Raw genomic sequence first — 18,042 nt, 5'->3', positions numbered from 1 at the left:
CCATGCACCCGCCGGGACCGAGAGGTCACAACCCTACTCGTGAGGGCTGCAGAAGGGATGGTCCTCTAATGAGCGACCTACGCCACGTCCTCGTCCTGAACGGCCCGAACCTGGGCCGGCTGGGCTCCCGCGAGCCCGACATCTACGGCGCGACGTCGTACAAGGGGCTGGTGGAGTCCTGCAAGAACCTCGGCGAGCAGCTCGGCTTCGACGTGGAGGTGCGGGAGACCAACGACGAGGGCGAGATGATCCGCTGGCTCCACGAGGCAGCGGACCGATCGATCCCGGTCGTGCTCAACCCCGGGGCGTTCACCCACTACTCGTACGGGATGCGGGACGCGGCCGCCCAGCGGACCGCGCCGCTGATCGAGGTGCACATCTCGAACCCGTACACCCGGGAGGAGTTCCGGCACACCTCGGTCGTCGCCGCCGTGGCGACCGGGACCGTCGCCGGATTCGGCATCGGCTCCTACCGGCTGGCCCTGCGCGCCCTGGCCGAGGAAGTGACCGGCTGACGACAGTCGGCGACGGAGCCCGGAGGGCACCTTCGACCGCCCCCGGCCGTTCCCCCTGTGGGAGCCGGGGGCGGTAACGTACCCGGAAGTATCGGCCGTACGAGACGGAGTGGCACCGGATGCAGCACGCAGTGGGGGCTCCGTTGCCGCCCGACTCCTCGGGCTGGACGCCCGGCACCGGCCGACCCCCCGTCCCGCCCGTGCCACCCACGGCGCACGGCGGCCACCAGGCACCGCACCCGCACCCCCACCCGCAGCACCCCCAGCATCCGCAGCAGCCCCAGCGTCCGCACGCCGCGCCCGGCTCGCCCCCGCCCCCGCAGGCCCCCGGCGCGGCCGCCCCGTACTCCGCGCCGCCGGCCCCCGGCTGGGGTACCCCGGGCATACCCGGGCACCCCGCCCCGCCGGCCTCGCCCTCGCCGCACGACGTCACCGGTCACGTACCGCTGCCGCCGGTCGCTCTGCCCACGCCGCCGCCCACCGAGCCCGGCACCGGCGCGGCGACCCTGGCCGTGCTGCTGATCGGCCCGGCCGGCGCGGGCAAGACGACCGTCGCCCGGCACTGGGCCGCCCGGCGCCGCGTGCCCACCGCGCACATCAGCCTGGACGACGTCCGCGAATGGGTCTGCTCCGGCTTCGCCGACCCCCAGTCGGGGTGGAACGAACACTCCGAGGCCCAGTACCGGCTCGCCCGCCGCACCTGCGGCTTCGCCGCCCGTAACTTCCTGGCCAACGGCATCTCCTGCATCCTCGACGACGCCGTCTTCCCGGACCGTCCCGTCGTCGGCCTCGGCGGCTGGAAGCGGCACGTCGGCCCGGGGCTGCTTCCGGTCGTTCTGCTGCCCGGCCTGGAGATCGTCCTGGAGCGCAACGCCGAGCGCAGCGGCAACCGGCGGCTCTCGGACGAGGAGGTCGCCTCCATACACGGCCGGATGGCCGGCTGGTACGGCTCCGGTCTGCCGATCATCGACAACTCGACGTACGACGTCGAGACCACCGCCCGCGTCCTGGACGACGTGCTGGCCCGTTCCCTGGCGAGCCCGCCCTCCTGGTGATGGCTCGAAGCGGCCGCCGGTGGCCCGGTCGGCCGCGCTGAGCGGGCCGGGACGCCCGGTCCCTCGTAGGCTCGGAACATGTCAGAGGTGTTTGCGGACCGCCGAGTGCGGCTGCGCGACCGGTGCGCGGCGGCCGGCAGCCCGGCGGCCCTGGTCTCCCGCCCCGCCAACGTCCGCTATCTCGCGGGCGGTTCGCCCATCGGCGCCGTCCTGCTGCTCGGTCCGGACGAGGACGTGCTGCTCTGCCCCACCGCGCCCGGCGGCGATCCGGCCGACGGCCGGCTGGACGAGCTGCTGCGCCAGGCCGTGCTGCCCGCGGCCGGCGGGGATCCGGCGGTCGCGGCCGTCGACTTCGCCCGTAAGGCGGGCGCGGACGCCCTCGCCGTCGAGGAGCACCATCTGACCGTGGCCCGGCACCGCGCGATGGGTTCGGTGGCGCCGCAGCTCCAGCTCGCCGATCTCGGCGGAGCCGTCGAGCAGCTGAGGATCGTGAAGGACGAGGACGAGATCGCCTGTCTGCGGATCGCCGCCGAGATCGCCGACCAGGCGCTGGGGGAACTCCTGGAATCGATCCTGGTGGGCCGCACCGAGCGGCACCTCGCGCTGGAGCTGGAGCGCCGGCTCGTCGACCACGGCGCGGACGGCGCCGCCTTCCCGACCTCCGTCGGCACCGGACCGAACTCCGGGCGCGGCGGCCACAAGCCCTCGGACCGCCGGGTCGAGGAAGGAGATTTCCTCTCCGTCTGCCTGGGCGCCAACTACCGCGGGTACCGTTGCGAGATCGGCCGTACGTTCGTCATCGGGACGACCCCCGCGGACTGGCAGATCGAGCTGTACGATCTCGTCTTCGCCGCTCAGCGGGCCGGCCGGGAGTCGCTCACACCCGGCGCCGAGTACCGGGACGTGGACCGCGCCGCCCGCCAGATCCTCGGCGGAGCGGGCCACGGCGAGGCGGTTCCGCCGGTCACCGGGCACGGTGTCGGCCTCGAAATCGACGAGGACCCGCAGCTCGCACCCGCGGCCATGGGTAAACTGGACGCTTGTGTGCCGGTCACCGTCGAACCGGGGGTCCACCTCCCGGGCCGGGGCGGGGTCCGGATCGATGACACGCTCGTCGTGCGCCAGGAGGCGGACGGCGGACCCGAGCTACTCACCATTACGACCAAGGAGCTGCTCGCGCTGTAAGGCGCGCACGCCTCCCCGGTCCACGTCAGTCCAGGAGATTCCGCAACCGTGGCTTCCACGAACGACCTCAAGAACGGCATGGTGCTCAAGCTCGAAGGCGGCCAGCTCTGGTCCGTCGTCGAGTTCCAGCACGTCAAGCCCGGCAAGGGCCCGGCCTTCGTGCGCACCAAGCTGAAGAGCGTGATGTCCGGCAAGGTCGTCGACAAGACCTTCAACGCGGGCACGAAGGTCGAGACGGCCACCATCGACCGCCGCGACATGCAGTTCTCGTACATGGACGGCGAGTACTTCGTCTTCATGGACATGGAGACCTACGACCAGCTGATGGTCGACCGCAAGGCCGTCGGCAACGCCGCCAACTTCCTCATCGAGGGCTTCACCGCCTCCGTGGCGCGGCACGAGGGCGAGGTGCTCTACGTCGAGCTCCCGGCCGCCGTCGAGCTGGTCATCCAGGAGACCGAGCCGGGCGTCCAGGGCGACCGCTCCACCGGTGGCACCAAGCCGGCGACGCTGGAGACCGGTCACCAGATCCAGGTCCCGCTCTTCATCACCACCGGTGAGAAGATCAAGGTCGACACCCGCACGAGCGACTACCTCGGCCGGGTGAACAGTTAACCGTGGCTGCCCGCAGCAACGCCCGTAAGCGCGCCTTCCAGATCCTCTTCGAGGCCGACCAGCGCGGCGCGTCCGCGCAGCAGGTCCTCGCGGACTGGGTCCGGCACGCCCGGTCCGACGACCGCCAGCCGGCGGTCAGCGAGTTCACGATGCAGCTGGTCGAGGGGTACGCGGGCCACGCGAACCGGATCGACGAGCTCATCGCCACCTACGCGGTGGACTGGGACCTGGACCGGATGCCGGTCGCCGACCGGAACATCGTGCGCCTCGGCGCGTACGAACTGATCTGGCTGGACGAGACCCCGGACGCCGTGGCGATCGACGAGGCCGTGCAGCTCGCCAAGGAGTTCTCCACGGACGAGTCGCCGACCTTCGTCAACGGCCTGCTGGCCCGCTTCAAGGACCTGAAGCCGCGCCTGCGCCGGGACGCCTGACGCCTGAGCCAGGCGGCCCGCAGACACGCCGAAGGGGCCCGCAGCACACGATGTGTGCCGCGGGCCCCTTCGGCGTCTCCTGGGGCCGTCGCAGCCGTTGCTGGGCACCGGAAACCGCCGGGGCGGGGAAGGCTCTCAGGCCCACCCCGCCCCGGCGGCAACGTTTCTGCTCAGCTCCGCTCAGCTGTCCTCATGGGCGACCGCGCGCCGCGCGTCCGCGTCGAGGACACCCCAGCTGATCAGCTGCTCGGTCAGGACCGAGGGCGACTGGTCGTAGATGACGGCGAGCGTGCGCAGGTCGTCCTGGCGGATCGACAGCACCTTGCCGTTGTAGTCGCCGCGCTGCGACTGGATCGTCGCCGCGTAGCGCTGCAGCGGGCCGGCCTTCTCCTGCGGGACGTGGGCCAGGCGCTCCAGGTCGAGGACGAGCTTCGGCGGCGGCTCGGCGGCTCCGCCGGGGGTCGTGCCGGGCAGGAGCTCCTGCACCGGGACGCCGTAGAAGTCCGCCAGCTCGGCGAGGCGCTGGACCGTCACGGCGCGGTCACCGCGCTCGTACGAGCCCACCACGACGGCCTTCCAGCGGCCCTGGGACTTCTCTTCCACACCGTGGAGGGAAAGGCCCTGCTGGGTGCGGATGGCACGGAGCTTGGCCCCGAGCTGCTTTGCGTATTCGCTGGACATATAGCTCCCCGGACGCTGGACGCTGTAGACAACGTGCGGCTCCGCCGCGTGGCTGGTAACTCACTGTGAGGTTACGCAGCGTTACTCTGCTCCGTCAAGCCGAATGGTCCGTACCGCCCCCTCTCGGGGGATGGCGCCCGGTGTGGCGGCGGGGTGGTGAGCAGGGGAGTCACCCGCCCCTGGTAGAGTCGATGGCGCAAATCCGACGTCCTTTAAGAACCGTCCCGTGAGGCGGAGAAGGAGGTCCGTTTCATATGGACACAGAGCAGCACTCCGATGCGGCACGCCCTGTTCTCGAGGGCCCCGACATCGCGCGGGTCCTGACCCGCATCGCCCACGAGATCGTCGAGCGCGCCAAGGGCGCCGACGACGTGGTCCTCCTCGGCATCCCGACGCGGGGCGTCTTCCTCGCCCGCCGGCTGGCCGACAAGCTCGCCGAGATCACCGGCCGCAAGATCCCGGTCGGCTCCCTCGACATCACGATGTACCGCGACGACCTGCGGATGAAGCCCGCCCGCGCCCTCGGCCGCACCGAGATCCCCGGTGACGGTGTCGACGGCCGCCTGGTCGTCCTGGTCGACGACGTGCTCTTCTCCGGTCGCACCATCCGCGCCGCGCTCGACGCGCTCGGCGACATCGGCCGCCCGCGCGCCGTCCAGCTCGCGGTCCTCGTCGACCGAGGCCACCGCGAACTCCCGATCCGCGCCGACTACGTCGGCAAGAACCTCCCCACGTCGCTGCGCGAGACGGTCAAGGTCCAGCTCGCCGAGGAGGACGGTCGCGACACCGTGCTGCTCGGCAGCAAGACCCCCGCCTAGCCGAGCGGCCGCGCCCGGACTTCCCGACGGGCCGGGGCACACCCCTGCGCGCCCGCACCCCGACGGGCCCCTGGGCACACCCTGGGTCCTCACCCCTCCCGACCACGGAGCACACCCCCGATGATGCGTCACCTCATCTCGGCCGCCGACCTCACCCGCGACGACGCCGTCCTCATCCTCGACACCGCCGAGGAGATGGCCCGGGTCGCCGACCGGCCGATCAAGAAGCTGCCCACCCTGCGCGGCCGGACCATCTGCAACCTCTTCTTCGAGGACTCCACCCGCACCCGGATCTCGTTCGAGGCCGCCGAGAAGCGGCTCTCCGCCGATGTGATCAACTTCGCGGCCAAGGGCTCCAGCGTCTCCAAGGGCGAGTCGCTCAAGGACACCGCCCAGACCCTGGAGGCGATGGGCGTCGACGCCGTCGTCATCCGCCACGGCGCCTCCGGGGCTCCGTACCGGCTCGCCACCTCCGGCTGGATCGACGCCCCCGTCATCAACGCCGGCGACGGCACCCACCAGCACCCCACCCAGGCCCTGCTCGACGCCTTCACCATGCGCCGCCGCCTGGTCGGCCGCGACGCCGGCCTCGGCCAGGATCTGGCGGGCAAGCGCATCACGCTCGTCGGCGACGTCCTGCACAGCCGGGTCGCCCGCTCCAACGTCGACCTGCTGCACACCCTCGGCGCCGAGGTCACCCTGGTGGCCCCGCCGACCCTGGTCCCGGTCGGCGTCGAGACCTGGCCCTGCGACGTCAGCTACGACCTCGACAGCGTGCTGCCGAAGTCCGACGCGGTGATGATGCTGCGTGTGCAGCGCGAGCGGATGAACGCGGCCTTCTTCCCGACCGAGCGCGAGTACTCGCGGCGGTACGGCCTCGACGGCGAGCGGATGGCGAGGATGCCCGAGCACGCCATCGTGATGCACCCCGGCCCCATGGTCCGCGGCATGGAGATCACCGCCGAGGTCGCCGACTCCGACCGCTGCACGGTCGTCGAGCAGGTCGCCAACGGCGTCTCGGTCCGGATGGCCGTCCTGTACCTGCTTCTGGGCGGCAACGAGCCCGCCGTCACTCATCACCGCACCGAGGAGACCAAGTAACCATGAGCAAGATTCTTATCCGCGGTGCCAAGGTGCTGGGCGGCGAGGCGCAGGACGTCCTGATCGACGGCGAGACCATCGAGAAGGTCGGTACGGGTCTGTCGGCCGAGGGCGCGACCGTCGTCGAGGCTGATGGCCAGATCCTCCTCCCCGGCCTGGTCGACCTCCACACCCACCTGCGCGAGCCCGGCCGCGAGGACTCCGAGACCGTCCTCACCGGCACCCGTGCGGCCGCCTCCGGCGGCTTCACCGCCGTCTTCGCGATGGCCAACACCTTCCCGGTCGCCGACACCGCCGGTGTGGTCGAGCAGGTCTACCGGCTCGGCAAGGAGTCCGGCTACTGCGACGTACAGCCCATCGGGGCCGTCACCGTCGGCCTGGAGGGCACGAAGCTCGCCGAACTCGGCGCCATGCACGACTCCGCCGCCGGCGTCACGGTCTTCTCCGACGACGGCAAGTGCGTGGACGACGCGGTGATCATGCGGCGCGCCCTGGAGTACGTGAAGGCCTTCGGCGGCGTCGTCGCGCAGCACGCCCAGGAGCCCCGCCTCACCGAGGGCGCCCAGATGAACGAGGGCATCGTCTCCGCCGAGCTGGGCCTCGGCGGCTGGCCCGCCGTCGCCGAGGAGTCGATCATCGCCCGTGACGTGCTGCTCGCCGAGCACGTCGGCTCCCGGGTCCACATCTGCCACCTGTCGACCGCCGGCTCCGTCGAGATCGTCCGCTGGGCCAAGTCCCGCGGCATCGACGTCACCGCCGAGGTCACGCCGCACCACCTGCTCCTGACCGACGAGATGGTGCGCTCGTACAACCCCGTCTACAAGGTCAACCCGCCGCTGCGCACCGAGCGGGACGTGATGGCGCTCCGCGAGGCCCTGGCCGACGGCACCATCGACATCGTCGCCACCGACCACGCCCCGCACCCGCACGAGGACAAGGACTGCGAGTGGGCCGCGGCCGCCATGGGCATGGTCGGCCTGGAGACCGCCCTCTCCGTCGTCCAGCAGACGATGGTCGAGACCGGACTCCTCGACTGGGCCGGCGTCGCCGACCGGATGTCCGTCAAGCCCGCGCGGATCGGGCAGGCCAAGGAGCACGGACGGCCCGTCTCGGCAGGTGAGCCCGCGAACCTGACCCTGGTCGATCCGGCATACCGTGGTCTCGTGGACCCCGCGGGCTTCGCCTCCCGCAGCCGCAACACCCCGTACGAGGGCCGCGAACTGCCGGGACGCGTCACCCACACCTTCCTGCGGGGCCGGGCGACGCTCGTGGACGGGAAGCTGGCGTGACACTCATCGAAATCGCTGCCGGGGCCGGTATGGCCGCCGAGCAGAAGTCGGCGGAGGTGACCGACTGGGCCGGACGGCTCGGCTGGGTCGCGGGACTCCTGCTCTTCATCGCCTTCGTCTACTGGCTGATGCGCCAGGGATGGAAGTGGCGCGGCAGCCTCCAGTCGGACCTGCCCGAGCTGCCCACCGCGCCGGAGCACGCCGGTGAGGCGAGACTGACTCTCGACGGGCGCTACCACGGCTCGACGACCGCCGGGCAGTGGCTCGACCGGATCGTCGCCCACGGTCTCGGCACCCGCAGCCGCGTCGAGCTCACCCTCACGGACGCGGGGATCGAGGTCGTACGCCCCGGGGCGAACGACTTCTTCATCCCGGCCGAGGCCCTCCGCGAGGCCCGGCTCGACAAGGGCATCGCGGGCAAGGTCCTCGCCGAGGGCGGGCTGCTGATCGTCACGTGGGCGCACGGCGAGAAGCTGCTCGACTCCGGCTTCCGGTCCGACCGGGCGGCGGAGCACGCCGCCTGGGTCGAGACCCTGAACAACATGATCAAGACGACGGAAGGCACCGCACGATGACGACCTCCACAAGGGGAGCCAGGGTTCCCGCCGTACTCGTCCTGGAGGACGGCCGCATCTTCCGCGGCCGCGCCTACGGGGCCGTGGGGGAGACCTTCGGCGAGGCCGTGTTCTCCACCGGCATGACCGGCTACCAGGAGACCCTCACCGACCCGTCGTACCACCGCCAGGTCGTCGTGATGACCGCCCCGCACGTCGGCAACACCGGCGTCAACGACGAGGACCCCGAGTCCGCCCGCATCTGGGTCTCCGGCTACGTCGTGCGCGACCCCGCCCGCGTCTCCTCCAACTGGCGCGCCAAGCGCTCGCTGGACGAGGAGCTCGCCGCCCAGGGCGTCGTCGGCATCAGCGGCATCGACACCCGCGCCCTCACCCGCCACCTGCGCGAGAGCGGCGCCATGCGCGTCGGCATCTTCTCCGGCAACGCGCTGCCCGACGAGGGCACCATGCTCGCCGAGGTCCGCCAGGCCCCCGAGATGAAGGGCGCCGACCTCTCCGCCGAGGTCGCCACCAAGGAGACGTACGTCGTCCCCGCGATCGGCACCAAGAAGTTCACCGTGGCCGCCGTCGACCTCGGCATCAAGGGCATGACCCCGCACCGGATGGCCGAGCGCGGCATCGAGGTCCACGTCCTGCCCGCCACCGCCACCGTCGAGGACGTGTACGCGGTCAAGCCGGACGGCGTGTTCTTCTCCAACGGCCCGGGCGACCCGGCCACCGCCGACCACCCGGTCTCCGTCATGCGGGCCGTCCTGGAGCGCAAGACCCCGCTCTTCGGTATCTGCTTCGGCAACCAGATCCTCGGCCGCGCGCTCGGCTTCGGCACCTACAAGCTGAAGTACGGCCACCGCGGCATCAACCAGCCCGTGCAGGACCGCACGACCGGCAAGGTCGAGGTCACCGCGCACAACCACGGCTTCGCCGTCGACGCGCCGCTCGACAAGGTCTCCGACACCCCCTTCGGGCGTGCCGAGGTCTCCCACGTCTGCCTGAACGACCAGGTCGTCGAGGGCCTCCAGCTGCTCGACCAGCCGGCCTTCTCCGTCCAGTACCACCCCGAGGCGGCCGCGGGCCCGCACGACGCCGCGTACCTCTTCGACCGCTTCACGTCTTTGATGAACACCGCCCAGATGGAGGCCGAGCGTGCCTAAGCGCACCGATATCCAGTCCGTCCTGGTCATCGGCTCCGGCCCGATCGTCATCGGCCAGGCCGCCGAGTTCGACTACTCCGGCACCCAGGCCTGCCGCATCCTCAAGGCCGAGGGCCTGCGGGTGATCCTGGTCAACTCCAACCCGGCCACGATCATGACCGACCCGGAGATCGCCGACGCCACGTACGTCGAGCCGATCACCCCCGAGTTCGTCGAGAAGATCATCGCCAAGGAGCGCCCCGACGCCCTCCTGCCCACCCTCGGCGGCCAGACCGCGCTCAACACCGCGATCTCCATGCACGAGCAGGGCGTCCTGGAGAAGTACAACGTCGAGCTCATCGGCGCCAACGTCGAGGCCATCAACAAGGGCGAGGACCGCGACCTCTTCAAGGGCGTCGTCGAGGCCGTCAAGGCCAAGATCGGTTACGGCGAGTCCGCCCGGTCCGTGATCTGCCACACCATGGACGACGTCATCAAGGGCGTCGACACCCTCGGCGGCTACCCCGTCGTCGTCCGCCCCTCCTTCACCATGGGCGGCGCCGGCTCCGGCTTCGCCCACAACGAGGACGAGCTGCGCCGCATCGCCGGCCAGGGCCTCACGCTCTCCCCGACCACCGAGGTGCTCCTGGAGGAGTCCATCCTCGGCTGGAAGGAGTACGAGCTGGAGCTGATGCGCGACAAGAACGACAACGTCGTGGTCGTCTGCTCCATCGAGAACTTCGACCCGATGGGCGTCCACACCGGCGACTCCATCACCGTCGCCCCGGCGATGACCCTCACCGACCGCGAGTACCAGCGGCTGCGCGACATCGGCATCGCGATCATCCGCGAGGTCGGCGTCGACACCGGCGGCTGCAACATCCAGTTCGCGGTCAACCCGGACGACGGCCGGATCATCGTCATCGAGATGAACCCGCGCGTCTCCCGCTCCTCCGCCCTCGCCTCCAAGGCGACCGGCTTCCCGATCGCGAAGATCGCGGCGCGGCTCGCCGTCGGCTACACGCTGGACGAGATCCCCAACGACATCACGGAGAAGACCCCGGCGTCCTTCGAGCCCACGCTCGACTACGTCGTCGTCAAGGCCCCGCGCTTCGCCTTCGAGAAGTTCCCGCAGGCCGACTCCACCCTCACCACCACCATGAAGTCGGTCGGCGAGGCCATGGCCATCGGCCGTAACTTCACCGAGGCGCTGCAGAAGGCCCTGCGCTCCCTGGAGAAGAAGGGCTCGCAGTTCGCCTTCACCGGCGAGCCCGGCGACAAGGCCGAGCTGCTGCGCGAGGCGGTCCGCCCGACCGACGGCCGCATCAACACCGTCATGCAGGCCATCCGCGCCGGGGCCACCCCGGAGGAGGTCTTCGAGGCGACCAAGATCGACCCGTGGTTCGTCGACCAGCTCTTCCTCATCAAGGAGCTCGCCGACGAGCTCGCCGCCGCCGAGAAGCTCGACCCCGAGCTGCTCGCCGAGGCCAAGCGGCACGGCTTCTCCGACGTCCAGATCGCCGAGATCCGCGGTCTGCGCGAGGACGTCGTCCGCGAGGTCCGGCACGCGCTCGGCGTCCGCCCGGTCTACAAGACGGTCGACACCTGCGCCGCCGAGTTCGCCGCCAAGACCCCGTACTTCTACTCCTCGTACGACGAGGAGAGCGAGGTCGCGCCGCGCACCAAGCCCGCCGTGATCATCCTGGGCTCCGGCCCGAACCGGATCGGCCAGGGCATCGAGTTCGACTACTCCTGCGTCCACGCCTCCTTCGCGCTCAGCGAGGCCGGCTACGAGACCGTGATGGTCAACTGCAACCCGGAGACCGTCTCCACGGACTACGACACCTCCGACCGCCTGTACTTCGAGCCGCTGACGCTCGAAGACGTGCTGGAGATCGTGCACGCGGAGACGCTGGCCGGCCCCATCGCCGGTGTCATCGTCCAGCTCGGCGGCCAGACCCCCCTCGGTCTCGCCCAGGCGCTCAAGGACAACGGCGTGCCCGTCGTCGGCACCTCGCCCGAGGCCATCCACGCCGCCGAGGACCGCGGCGCCTTCGGTCAGGTCCTCGCCGAGGCCGGCCTGCCGGCCCCCAAGCACGGCACCGCCACCACCTTCACGGGTGCGAAGGCCATCGCCGACGAGATCGGCTACCCCGTCCTCGTACGCCCGTCGTACGTGCTCGGCGGCCGCGGCATGGAGATCGTCTACGACGAGACCCGCCTGGAGTCGTACATCGCCGAGTCCACCGAGATCAGCCCCACCCGGCCGGTCCTCGTCGACCGCTTCCTCGACGACGCCATCGAGATCGACGTCGACGCCCTCTACGACGGCACCGAGCTCTACCTCGGCGGCGTCATGGAGCACATCGAGGAGGCCGGCATCCACTCCGGCGACTCGGCCTGCGCCCTGCCCCCGATCACCCTCGGCGGCTTCGACATCAAGCGCCTGCGGACCTCCACCGAGGCCATCGCGGCCGGTGTCGGCGTCCGCGGACTGATCAACATCCAGTTCGCCATGGCCGGCGACATCCTCTACGTCCTGGAGGCCAACCCGCGCGCCTCCCGGACCGTCCCCTTCACCTCGAAGGCGACCGCCGTCCCGCTCGCGAAGGCCGCCGCCCGCATCTCGCTGGGCGCCACCATCGCCGAGCTGCGCGCCGAGGGCCTGCTGCCGAAGACCGGCGACGGCGGCACCCTGCCGCTCGACGCGCCGATCTCCGTCAAGGAGGCCGTGATGCCGTGGACCCGCTTCCGCGACATCCAGGGACGCGGCGTGGACACCGTCCTCGGCCCGGAGATGCGCTCCACCGGCGAGGTCATGGGCATCGACTCGGTCTTCGGCACGGCGTACGCCAAGTCGCAGGCCGGCGCCTACGGCCCGCTGCCCACCAAGGGCCGGGCCTTCATCTCCGTCGCCAACCGCGACAAGCGCTCGATGATCTTCCCGGCGCGCGAGCTGGTCGCCCACGGCTTCGAGCTGATGGCCACCTCCGGCACCGCGGAGGTCCTCAAGCGCAACGGCATCAACGCCACGATCGTGCGCAAGCAGTCCGAGGGCGAGGGCCCGAACGGCGAGAAGACGATCGTCCAGCTGATCCACGACGGCCAGGTCGACCTGATCGTCAACACCCCGTACGGCACCGGCGGCCGCCTCGACGGCTACGAGATCCGTACGGCCGCGGTGGCCCGCTCCGTCCCGTGCCTCACCACGGTCCAGGCGCTCGCCGCCGCCGTCCAGGGCATCGAGGCGCTCGGCCACGGCGACGTCGGCGTCCGCTCGCTCCAGGAACACGCGGAACACCTGACCGCGGCCCGCGACTAGCAACCCACGAGGGGGACACCGGATACGGTGTCCCCCTCTTGCTGAGGACACCCCACATGTACAAGTTCTTCTTCAACCTCGTCTTCAAGCGGATGGACCCGGAGCAGGCCCACTACCTGGCCTTCCGCTGGATCCGCCTCGCCGCCCGCGTCCCGGTGCTCCGCACCTTCGTCGCCGCCGTCCTCGCGCCCCGCCACAAGGAGCTGCGCACCGAGGCGCTCGGCCTGCGGATGCACGGCCCGTTCGGTCTGGCCGCCGGCTTCGACAAGAACGCCGTCGCCATCGACGGCATGTCGATGCTCGGCTTCGACCACATCGAGATCGGCACGGTCACCGGCGAGGCCCAGCCCGGCAACCCCAAGAAGCGGCTCTTCCGGCTGGTCCCGGACCGCGCCCTGATCAACCGCATGGGCTTCAACAACGAGGGCTCCGCCGCGGTCGCGGAGCGGCTCCACGCGCGCGTGCCGGTCTTCAGGACCGTCGTGGGCGTGAACATCGGCAAGACCAAGGTCGTCCCGGAGGCCGAGGCCGCCGCCGACTACGTGAAGTCCACCGAGCGGCTCGCCGCCCACGCCGACTACCTGGTCGTCAACGTCTCCTCCCCGAACACCCCGGGGCTGCGCAACCTCCAGGCCACCGAGTCCCTGCGCCCGCTGCTCACGGAGGTACGGGAGGCGGCCGACCGCACGGTGACCGAGCGCCGCGTCCCGCTCCTGGTCAAGATCGCCCCCGACCTGGCCGACGAGGACGTCGACGCCGTCGCCGACCTGGCCCTGGAGCTCGGCCTCGACGGCATCATCGCCACCAACACCACCATCGCCCGCGAGGGCCTCGGCCTGACGTCCGACCCGGCGCTGGTCCAGGAGACCGGCGGCCTGTCCGGCGCCCCGGTCAAGGAGCGCTCCCTCGCCGTCCTCAGGCGGCTCCACGCGCGCGTGGGCGACCGGCTCGTCCTCGTGGGCGTCGGCGGCATCGAGAACGCCGAGGACGCCTGGCAGCGCATCCTCGCCGGCGCCACCCTCATCCAGGGCTACAGCGCCTTCATCTACGAGGGCCCGTTCTACGCCCGCGCCATCCACAAGGGCCTCGCGGCGCGCCTCGCCGCCTCTCCGTACGCCACCCTCGCCGAGGCCGTCGGCGCCGACAACCGCCCTGCCGACAACCGAAAGGCCGACGTCCAGTGACTCTCTCCTTCGGAAGCCGTCTCCGCTCCGCCATGGACGAGCGCGGCCCGCTCTGCGTCGGCATCGACCCGCACGCCGCCCTGCTCGACTCCTGGGGCCTCGGTGACGACATCGCGGGCCTGGAGCGGTTCACGTACACCGTCGTCGAGGCGCTCGCGGAGACCGTGGCGGTCTTCAAGCCGCAGGCCGCGTTCTTCGAGCGCTTCGGCTCGCGCGGTGTCGCCGTCCTGGAGCGCGCCGTCGCCGACCTGCGCGCGGCGGGCGGCCTGGTGGTGATGGACGCCAAGCGCGGCGACATCGGCTCCACCATGGCCGCGTACGCCGAGGCCTTCCTGCGTAAGGACTCCCCGCTCTTCTCGGACGCGCTCACGGTCTCGCCGTACCTCGGCTACGGCTCCCTGAAGCCGGCCGTCGACCTGGCCCGGGAGAGCGGTGCCGGCCTCTTCGTCCTCGCCCTGACGTCCAACCCGGAGGGCGCCGAGGTACAGCGGGCGGTCCGCGAGGACGGCCGGACGATCGGCGCCACGATGCTGGCCCACCTCGCCGAGGAGAACGCGGGGGAGACCCCCATGGGCTCCTTCGGCGCGGTCGTGGGCGCCACGCTGGGCGACCTGTCCTCCTTCGACCTGGACATCAACGGCCCGCTCCTGGCGCCCGGCATCGGCGCCCAGGGCGCGACCCCGGCCGACCTCCCCGCCGTCTTCGGCGCGGCGGTCCGCAACGTCGTCCCGAACGTCAGCCGGGGCGTCCTCAAGCACGGTCCGGACGCCGCCGCCCTGCGCGCCTCGGCAGAGCGGTACGCGACGGAAATCCGCGAGGCCCTCGCCGGCTGACGGCCTTCAGGGGGCCCGGCGGACCAATCCGCAGGTGAGGGCCGTCTCACTTCTTGACAAGTTCCTTACCCAAAACCCGGTCGTTTTGCCGGAAAAGTCCTGGTCGGTCGATGCTGACCAGGACTTTTCGCTTGTTCTCGCTGACTGGAGAGACATTGGCCGCTAGTCTCCGGGGCAGAGTCAGCGTTCAACGGTCCTTTGCGTTGGTCGTTGCTCCACTGGTGTGGGGCGAACAGGTTCCTCACCGGTCCGTATCCGACAGTTCGACATCCGAGGTGACGTAGGCGTGGCTCTTCCGCCCCTTACCCCTGAACAGCGCGCAGCCGCGCTCGAAAAGGCCGCCGCGGCTCGCCGGGAGCGGGCCGAGGTCAAGAATCGACTCAAGCACTCCGGCGCCTCCCTCCACGAGGTCATCAAGAGTGGCCAGGAGAACGACGTCATCGGCAAGATGAAGGTCTCCGCGCTGCTCGAGTCCCTGCCCGGCGTGGGCAAGGTCCGCGCCAAGCAGATCATGGAGCGACTCGGCATCTCCGAGAGCCGGCGGGTGCGTGGGCTCGGTTCCAACCAGATCGCCTCCCTGGAGCGCGAGTTCGGCTCCACCGGCGCCTGACGCGGGACTGCCGTCCCAGGCACCCCCGTAAAGCTGGAATAATCGCTGCATGGCAGCAGAGGTACGTCCGCGGCTGACCGTGCTCTCCGGCCCCTCCGGGGTGGGTAAGAGCACGGTCGTCGCTCATATGCGCAAGGTCCACCCCGAGGTCTGGCTCTCGGTGTCGGCCACGACACGAAAGCCGCGCCCCGGCGAGAAGCACGGTGTCCAGTACTTCTTCGTCACGGACGACGAATTCGACAAGCTGGTCGCCAACGGGGAACTCCTCGAATGGGCCGAGTTCGCGGGCAACCGCTACGGCACGCCGCGTCAGGCGGTCCTGGAGCGCCTGGAGGCCGGCGAGCCGGTCCTCCTGGAGATCGACCTCCAGGGCGCACGCCAGGTCAAGGAGTCCATGAAGGACTCCCAGCTGGTCTTCCTGGCCCCGCCGAGCTGGGACGAGCTGGTCCGTCGGCTCACCGGCCGGGGCACCGAGTCGCCCGAGGTCATCGAGCGCCGGCTGGAGGCCGCGAAGGTCGAGCTGGCCGCCGAGACGGAGTTCGACACCACCCTGGTCAACACCTCCGTCGAGGACGTGGCGCGTGAGCTGCTAGCCTTGATGAACGTTGTTTGATCGATTTCTGATCACCTGGATCTGATCATCCCGATCAGCTCACCCAGAAGTTTCTTCGGAAGGCAGAGCGTGTCCTCTTCCATCACCGCGCCCGAGGGCATCATCAACCCGCCGATCGACGAGCTGCTCGAGGCGACCGACTCGAAGTACAGCCTCGTGATCTACGCGGCCAAGCGCGCGCGTCAGATCAACGCGTACTACTCGCAGCTCGGTGAGGGCCTGCTCGAGTACGTCGGTCCGCTCGTCGACACGCACGTCCACGAGAAGCCGCTCTCGATCGCCCTGCGCGAGATCAACGCGGGTCTGCTGACCTCCGAGGCCATCGAGGGCCCGGCTCAGTAAGCACGTAACGTTCGTCACTTCAGGCCCGGCGGAACATCCGCCGGGCCTGTGGTGTCTCATGAATGCGTACGCATCCGAGTACACAGCGAAGAGCGGGGAGTGGCAGTGGTGACCGAGCCGAAGGTCGTTCTGGGCGTCAGCGGCGGCATCGCCGCGTACAAGGCCTGTGAGCTGCTGCGGCGGCTGACCGAGTCGGGACACGACGTACGTGTCGTTCCGACCGCCGCCGCCCTGAACTTCGTCGGTGCCGCCACCTGGTCCGCGCTCTCCGGGAACCCCGTCTCCACCGAGGTGTGGGAGTCCGTCCACGAGGTCCCGCACGTACGGATCGGGCAGGGCGCCGACCTCGTCGTGGTGGCCCCCGCCACCGCCGACCTGCTGGCGAAGGCCGCCCACGGCCTCGCCGACGACCTGCTGACGAACACCCTGCTCACCGCCCGCTGCCCGGTCGTCTTCGCCCCTGCGATGCACACCGAGATGTGGGAGCACCCGGCCACCCAGGAGAACGTGGCCACCCTGCGCCGGCGCGGGGCCGTCGTCATCGAGCCCGCCGTCGGCCGGCTGACCGGCGTGGACACCGGCAAGGGCCGGCTGCCGGACCCCGCCGAGATTTTCGAGGTCTGCCGTCGGATCCTCGCCCGGGGCACGGCAGCCCCCGACCTCGTGGGCCGCCATGTCGTGGTCAGCGCGGGCGGTACGCGCGAGCCCCTCGACCCGGTCCGCTACCTGGGCAACCGTTCCTCCGGCAAGCAGGGCTACGCGCTCGCCAAGGCCGCCGCCGCCCGGGGCGCCCGGGTCACGCTCGTCGAGGCGAACACCGGCATCCCCGACCCGGCCGGGGTCGACGTCGTGCACGTCGGCACCGCGATCCAGCTCCGCGAGGCCGTCCTCAAGGCTGCGGGCGACGCCGACGCCGTGGTCATGGCGGCCGCCGTCGCGGACTTCCGTCCGGCGGTCTACGCATCGGGGAAGATCAAGAAGCGGGACGACGTCGAGGCGCCGACCGTGGAGCTGGTCCGCAACCCCGACATCCTCGCCGAGGTCTCCGCCGACCGGGCCCTGCCGGGCCAGATCGTCGTGGGCTTCGCCGCCGAGACGGACGACGTCCTGGCCAACGGCCGGGAGAAGCTCCGCCGCAAGGGCTGTGACCTGCTCGTGGTCAACGAGGTGGGCGAGCACAAGACCTTCGGCTCCGAGGAGAACGAGGCCGTGGTCCTCGCGGCCGACGGCTCCGACACGCCCGTACCGTACGGACCGAAGGAAGCGCTCGCCGAGACGGTCTGGGACCTCGTCGCACCCCGTCTGCGGTCCCTTCCCGGCGAGAATTCGGGGAAATCTCACTCCGGGCCGGATTTCGCCGTTCCGGCGGAGTGAATCCCCCGGAATCCCGTCCTTCCGGGCGCGGGGAATGGGTGCTGGTGAGACGGGTGGGGCCGGATTCGGCGAGCGCAGGGCTCCCACCTTGCGAGACACCTGGCCCAATGCGCGACCACGCCCGATAGACTGTTCTTGGTACGACGCGGGGCGCAGCCCCCTGCCGTCCGACATTGTTCAGCCAGCAGCCGCTGCAACCCCAGGGAGCATTGTGTCCCGTCGTCTGTTCACTTCGGAGTCCGTGACCGAAGGTCACCCCGACAAGATCGCTGACCAGATCAGCGACACCATTCTCGACGCGCTGCTGCGTGAGGACCCCACGTCCCGCGTGGCCGTCGAGACGCTGATCACCACCGGCCTGGTGCA

The 18,042-nt window shown here is 70.7% G+C and carries 19 protein-coding genes; 18 read left to right on the top strand and 1 reads right to left on the bottom strand.

What is annotated here, in order from left to right:
• Positions 1 to 68 precede the first annotated feature (68 nt).
• The 5 genes from aroQ (at position 69) to nusB (ending at position 3,804) form a co-directional block, all read left to right on the top strand.
• A complete protein-coding gene (aroQ, locus tag Q5762_RS35965) occupies positions 69 to 515 on the top strand; it encodes a type II 3-dehydroquinate dehydratase (protein WP_315896528.1) in 447 nt (148 codons plus the stop codon).
• A 119-nt stretch (positions 516 to 634) separates the two neighbouring features.
• A complete protein-coding gene (locus Q5762_RS35960; RefSeq protein WP_315896527.1) occupies positions 635 to 1,570 on the top strand; it encodes an AAA family ATPase in 936 nt (311 codons plus the stop codon).
• 78 nt (positions 1,571 to 1,648) lie between these two features.
• The gene (locus Q5762_RS35955; protein WP_315896526.1) at positions 1,649 to 2,755 is read left to right on the top strand and encodes an aminopeptidase P family protein; all 1,107 of its coding nucleotides are present in this window, start codon (positions 1,649 to 1,651) and stop codon (positions 2,753 to 2,755) included.
• 48 nt (positions 2,756 to 2,803) lie between these two features.
• Positions 2,804 to 3,370, top strand: a complete 567-nt coding sequence (gene efp / locus Q5762_RS35950) for an elongation factor P (protein WP_315896525.1) — start codon at positions 2,804 to 2,806, stop codon at positions 3,368 to 3,370.
• Between the two features lie 2 nt (positions 3,371 to 3,372).
• The gene (nusB, locus tag Q5762_RS35945; RefSeq protein WP_315896524.1) at positions 3,373 to 3,804 is read left to right on the top strand and encodes a transcription antitermination factor NusB; all 432 of its coding nucleotides are present in this window, start codon (positions 3,373 to 3,375) and stop codon (positions 3,802 to 3,804) included.
• 180 nt (positions 3,805 to 3,984) lie between these two features.
• Here nusB and bldD read toward each other — a convergent pair whose 3' ends face one another.
• Positions 3,985 to 4,485, bottom strand: coding sequence for a transcriptional regulator BldD (bldD, locus tag Q5762_RS35940; RefSeq protein ID WP_030214967.1), 501 nt, complete (start codon positions 4,483 to 4,485; stop codon positions 3,985 to 3,987).
• 254 nt (positions 4,486 to 4,739) lie between these two features.
• On the opposite strand from bldD, the gene pyrR reads away from it, so the two are divergent.
• The 13 genes from pyrR to Q5762_RS35875 all read left to right on the top strand — a co-directional run.
• A complete protein-coding gene (gene pyrR, locus Q5762_RS35935; protein WP_315896523.1) occupies positions 4,740 to 5,303 on the top strand; it encodes a bifunctional pyr operon transcriptional regulator/uracil phosphoribosyltransferase PyrR in 564 nt (187 codons plus the stop codon).
• A 120-nt stretch (positions 5,304 to 5,423) separates the two neighbouring features.
• Complete coding sequence (locus Q5762_RS35930) at positions 5,424 to 6,404, top strand: aspartate carbamoyltransferase catalytic subunit (protein WP_315896522.1); 981 nt, start codon at positions 5,424 to 5,426, stop codon at positions 6,402 to 6,404.
• A 2-nt stretch (positions 6,405 to 6,406) separates the two neighbouring features.
• Positions 6,407 to 7,693 (top strand): dihydroorotase, encoded by a 1,287-nt coding sequence (locus Q5762_RS35925; protein ID WP_315896521.1) that lies wholly within the window; start codon positions 6,407 to 6,409, stop codon positions 7,691 to 7,693.
• Between the two features lie 29 nt (positions 7,694 to 7,722).
• Positions 7,723 to 8,268, top strand: a complete 546-nt coding sequence (locus Q5762_RS35920) for a hypothetical protein (RefSeq protein ID WP_315896530.1) — start codon at positions 7,723 to 7,725, stop codon at positions 8,266 to 8,268.
• Positions 8,265 to 9,419, top strand: a complete 1,155-nt coding sequence (gene carA, locus Q5762_RS35915) for a glutamine-hydrolyzing carbamoyl-phosphate synthase small subunit (protein WP_315896520.1) — start codon at positions 8,265 to 8,267, stop codon at positions 9,417 to 9,419. Before Q5762_RS35920 ends, carA begins: the two co-directional genes overlap by 4 nt.
• Entirely contained in the window at positions 9,412 to 12,720 is a 3,309-nt protein-coding gene (gene carB, locus Q5762_RS35910; protein ID WP_315896519.1) for a carbamoyl-phosphate synthase large subunit, read from the top strand. The genes carA and carB overlap by 8 nt, the downstream gene beginning before the upstream one ends.
• Before the next feature lie 56 nt (positions 12,721 to 12,776).
• The gene (locus tag Q5762_RS35905; RefSeq protein ID WP_315896518.1) at positions 12,777 to 13,904 is read left to right on the top strand and encodes a quinone-dependent dihydroorotate dehydrogenase; all 1,128 of its coding nucleotides are present in this window, start codon (positions 12,777 to 12,779) and stop codon (positions 13,902 to 13,904) included.
• Entirely contained in the window at positions 13,901 to 14,737 is an 837-nt protein-coding gene (gene pyrF / locus Q5762_RS35900) for an orotidine-5'-phosphate decarboxylase (RefSeq protein WP_315896517.1), read from the top strand. The genes Q5762_RS35905 and pyrF overlap by 4 nt, the downstream gene beginning before the upstream one ends.
• A 286-nt stretch (positions 14,738 to 15,023) precedes the next feature.
• Positions 15,024 to 15,347, top strand: a complete 324-nt coding sequence (locus Q5762_RS35895) for an integration host factor (protein ID WP_030693098.1) — start codon at positions 15,024 to 15,026, stop codon at positions 15,345 to 15,347.
• Between the two features lie 49 nt (positions 15,348 to 15,396).
• Positions 15,397 to 15,960, top strand: coding sequence for a guanylate kinase (gmk, locus tag Q5762_RS35890; RefSeq protein WP_315896516.1), 564 nt, complete (start codon positions 15,397 to 15,399; stop codon positions 15,958 to 15,960).
• A gap of 69 nt (positions 15,961 to 16,029) precedes the next feature.
• A complete protein-coding gene (gene rpoZ, locus Q5762_RS35885; protein ID WP_005319902.1) occupies positions 16,030 to 16,302 on the top strand; it encodes a DNA-directed RNA polymerase subunit omega in 273 nt (90 codons plus the stop codon).
• A gap of 108 nt (positions 16,303 to 16,410) precedes the next feature.
• Positions 16,411 to 17,676, top strand: coding sequence for a bifunctional phosphopantothenoylcysteine decarboxylase/phosphopantothenate--cysteine ligase CoaBC (coaBC, locus tag Q5762_RS35880; protein ID WP_315896515.1), 1,266 nt, complete (start codon positions 16,411 to 16,413; stop codon positions 17,674 to 17,676).
• A 211-nt stretch (positions 17,677 to 17,887) separates the two neighbouring features.
• The coding region (locus tag Q5762_RS35875) for an S-adenosylmethionine synthetase N-terminal domain-containing protein (RefSeq protein ID WP_315896529.1) at positions 17,888 to 18,042 on the top strand (155 nt) is incomplete at its 3' end.

This window comes from Streptomyces sp. P9(2023) (assembly GCF_032436795.1).
GTDB lineage: Bacteria > Actinomycetota > Actinomycetes > Streptomycetales > Streptomycetaceae > Streptomyces.
Note: the sequence above shows the minus strand (reverse complement) of the source record. Positions and strands in the feature narration are given on the sequence as shown.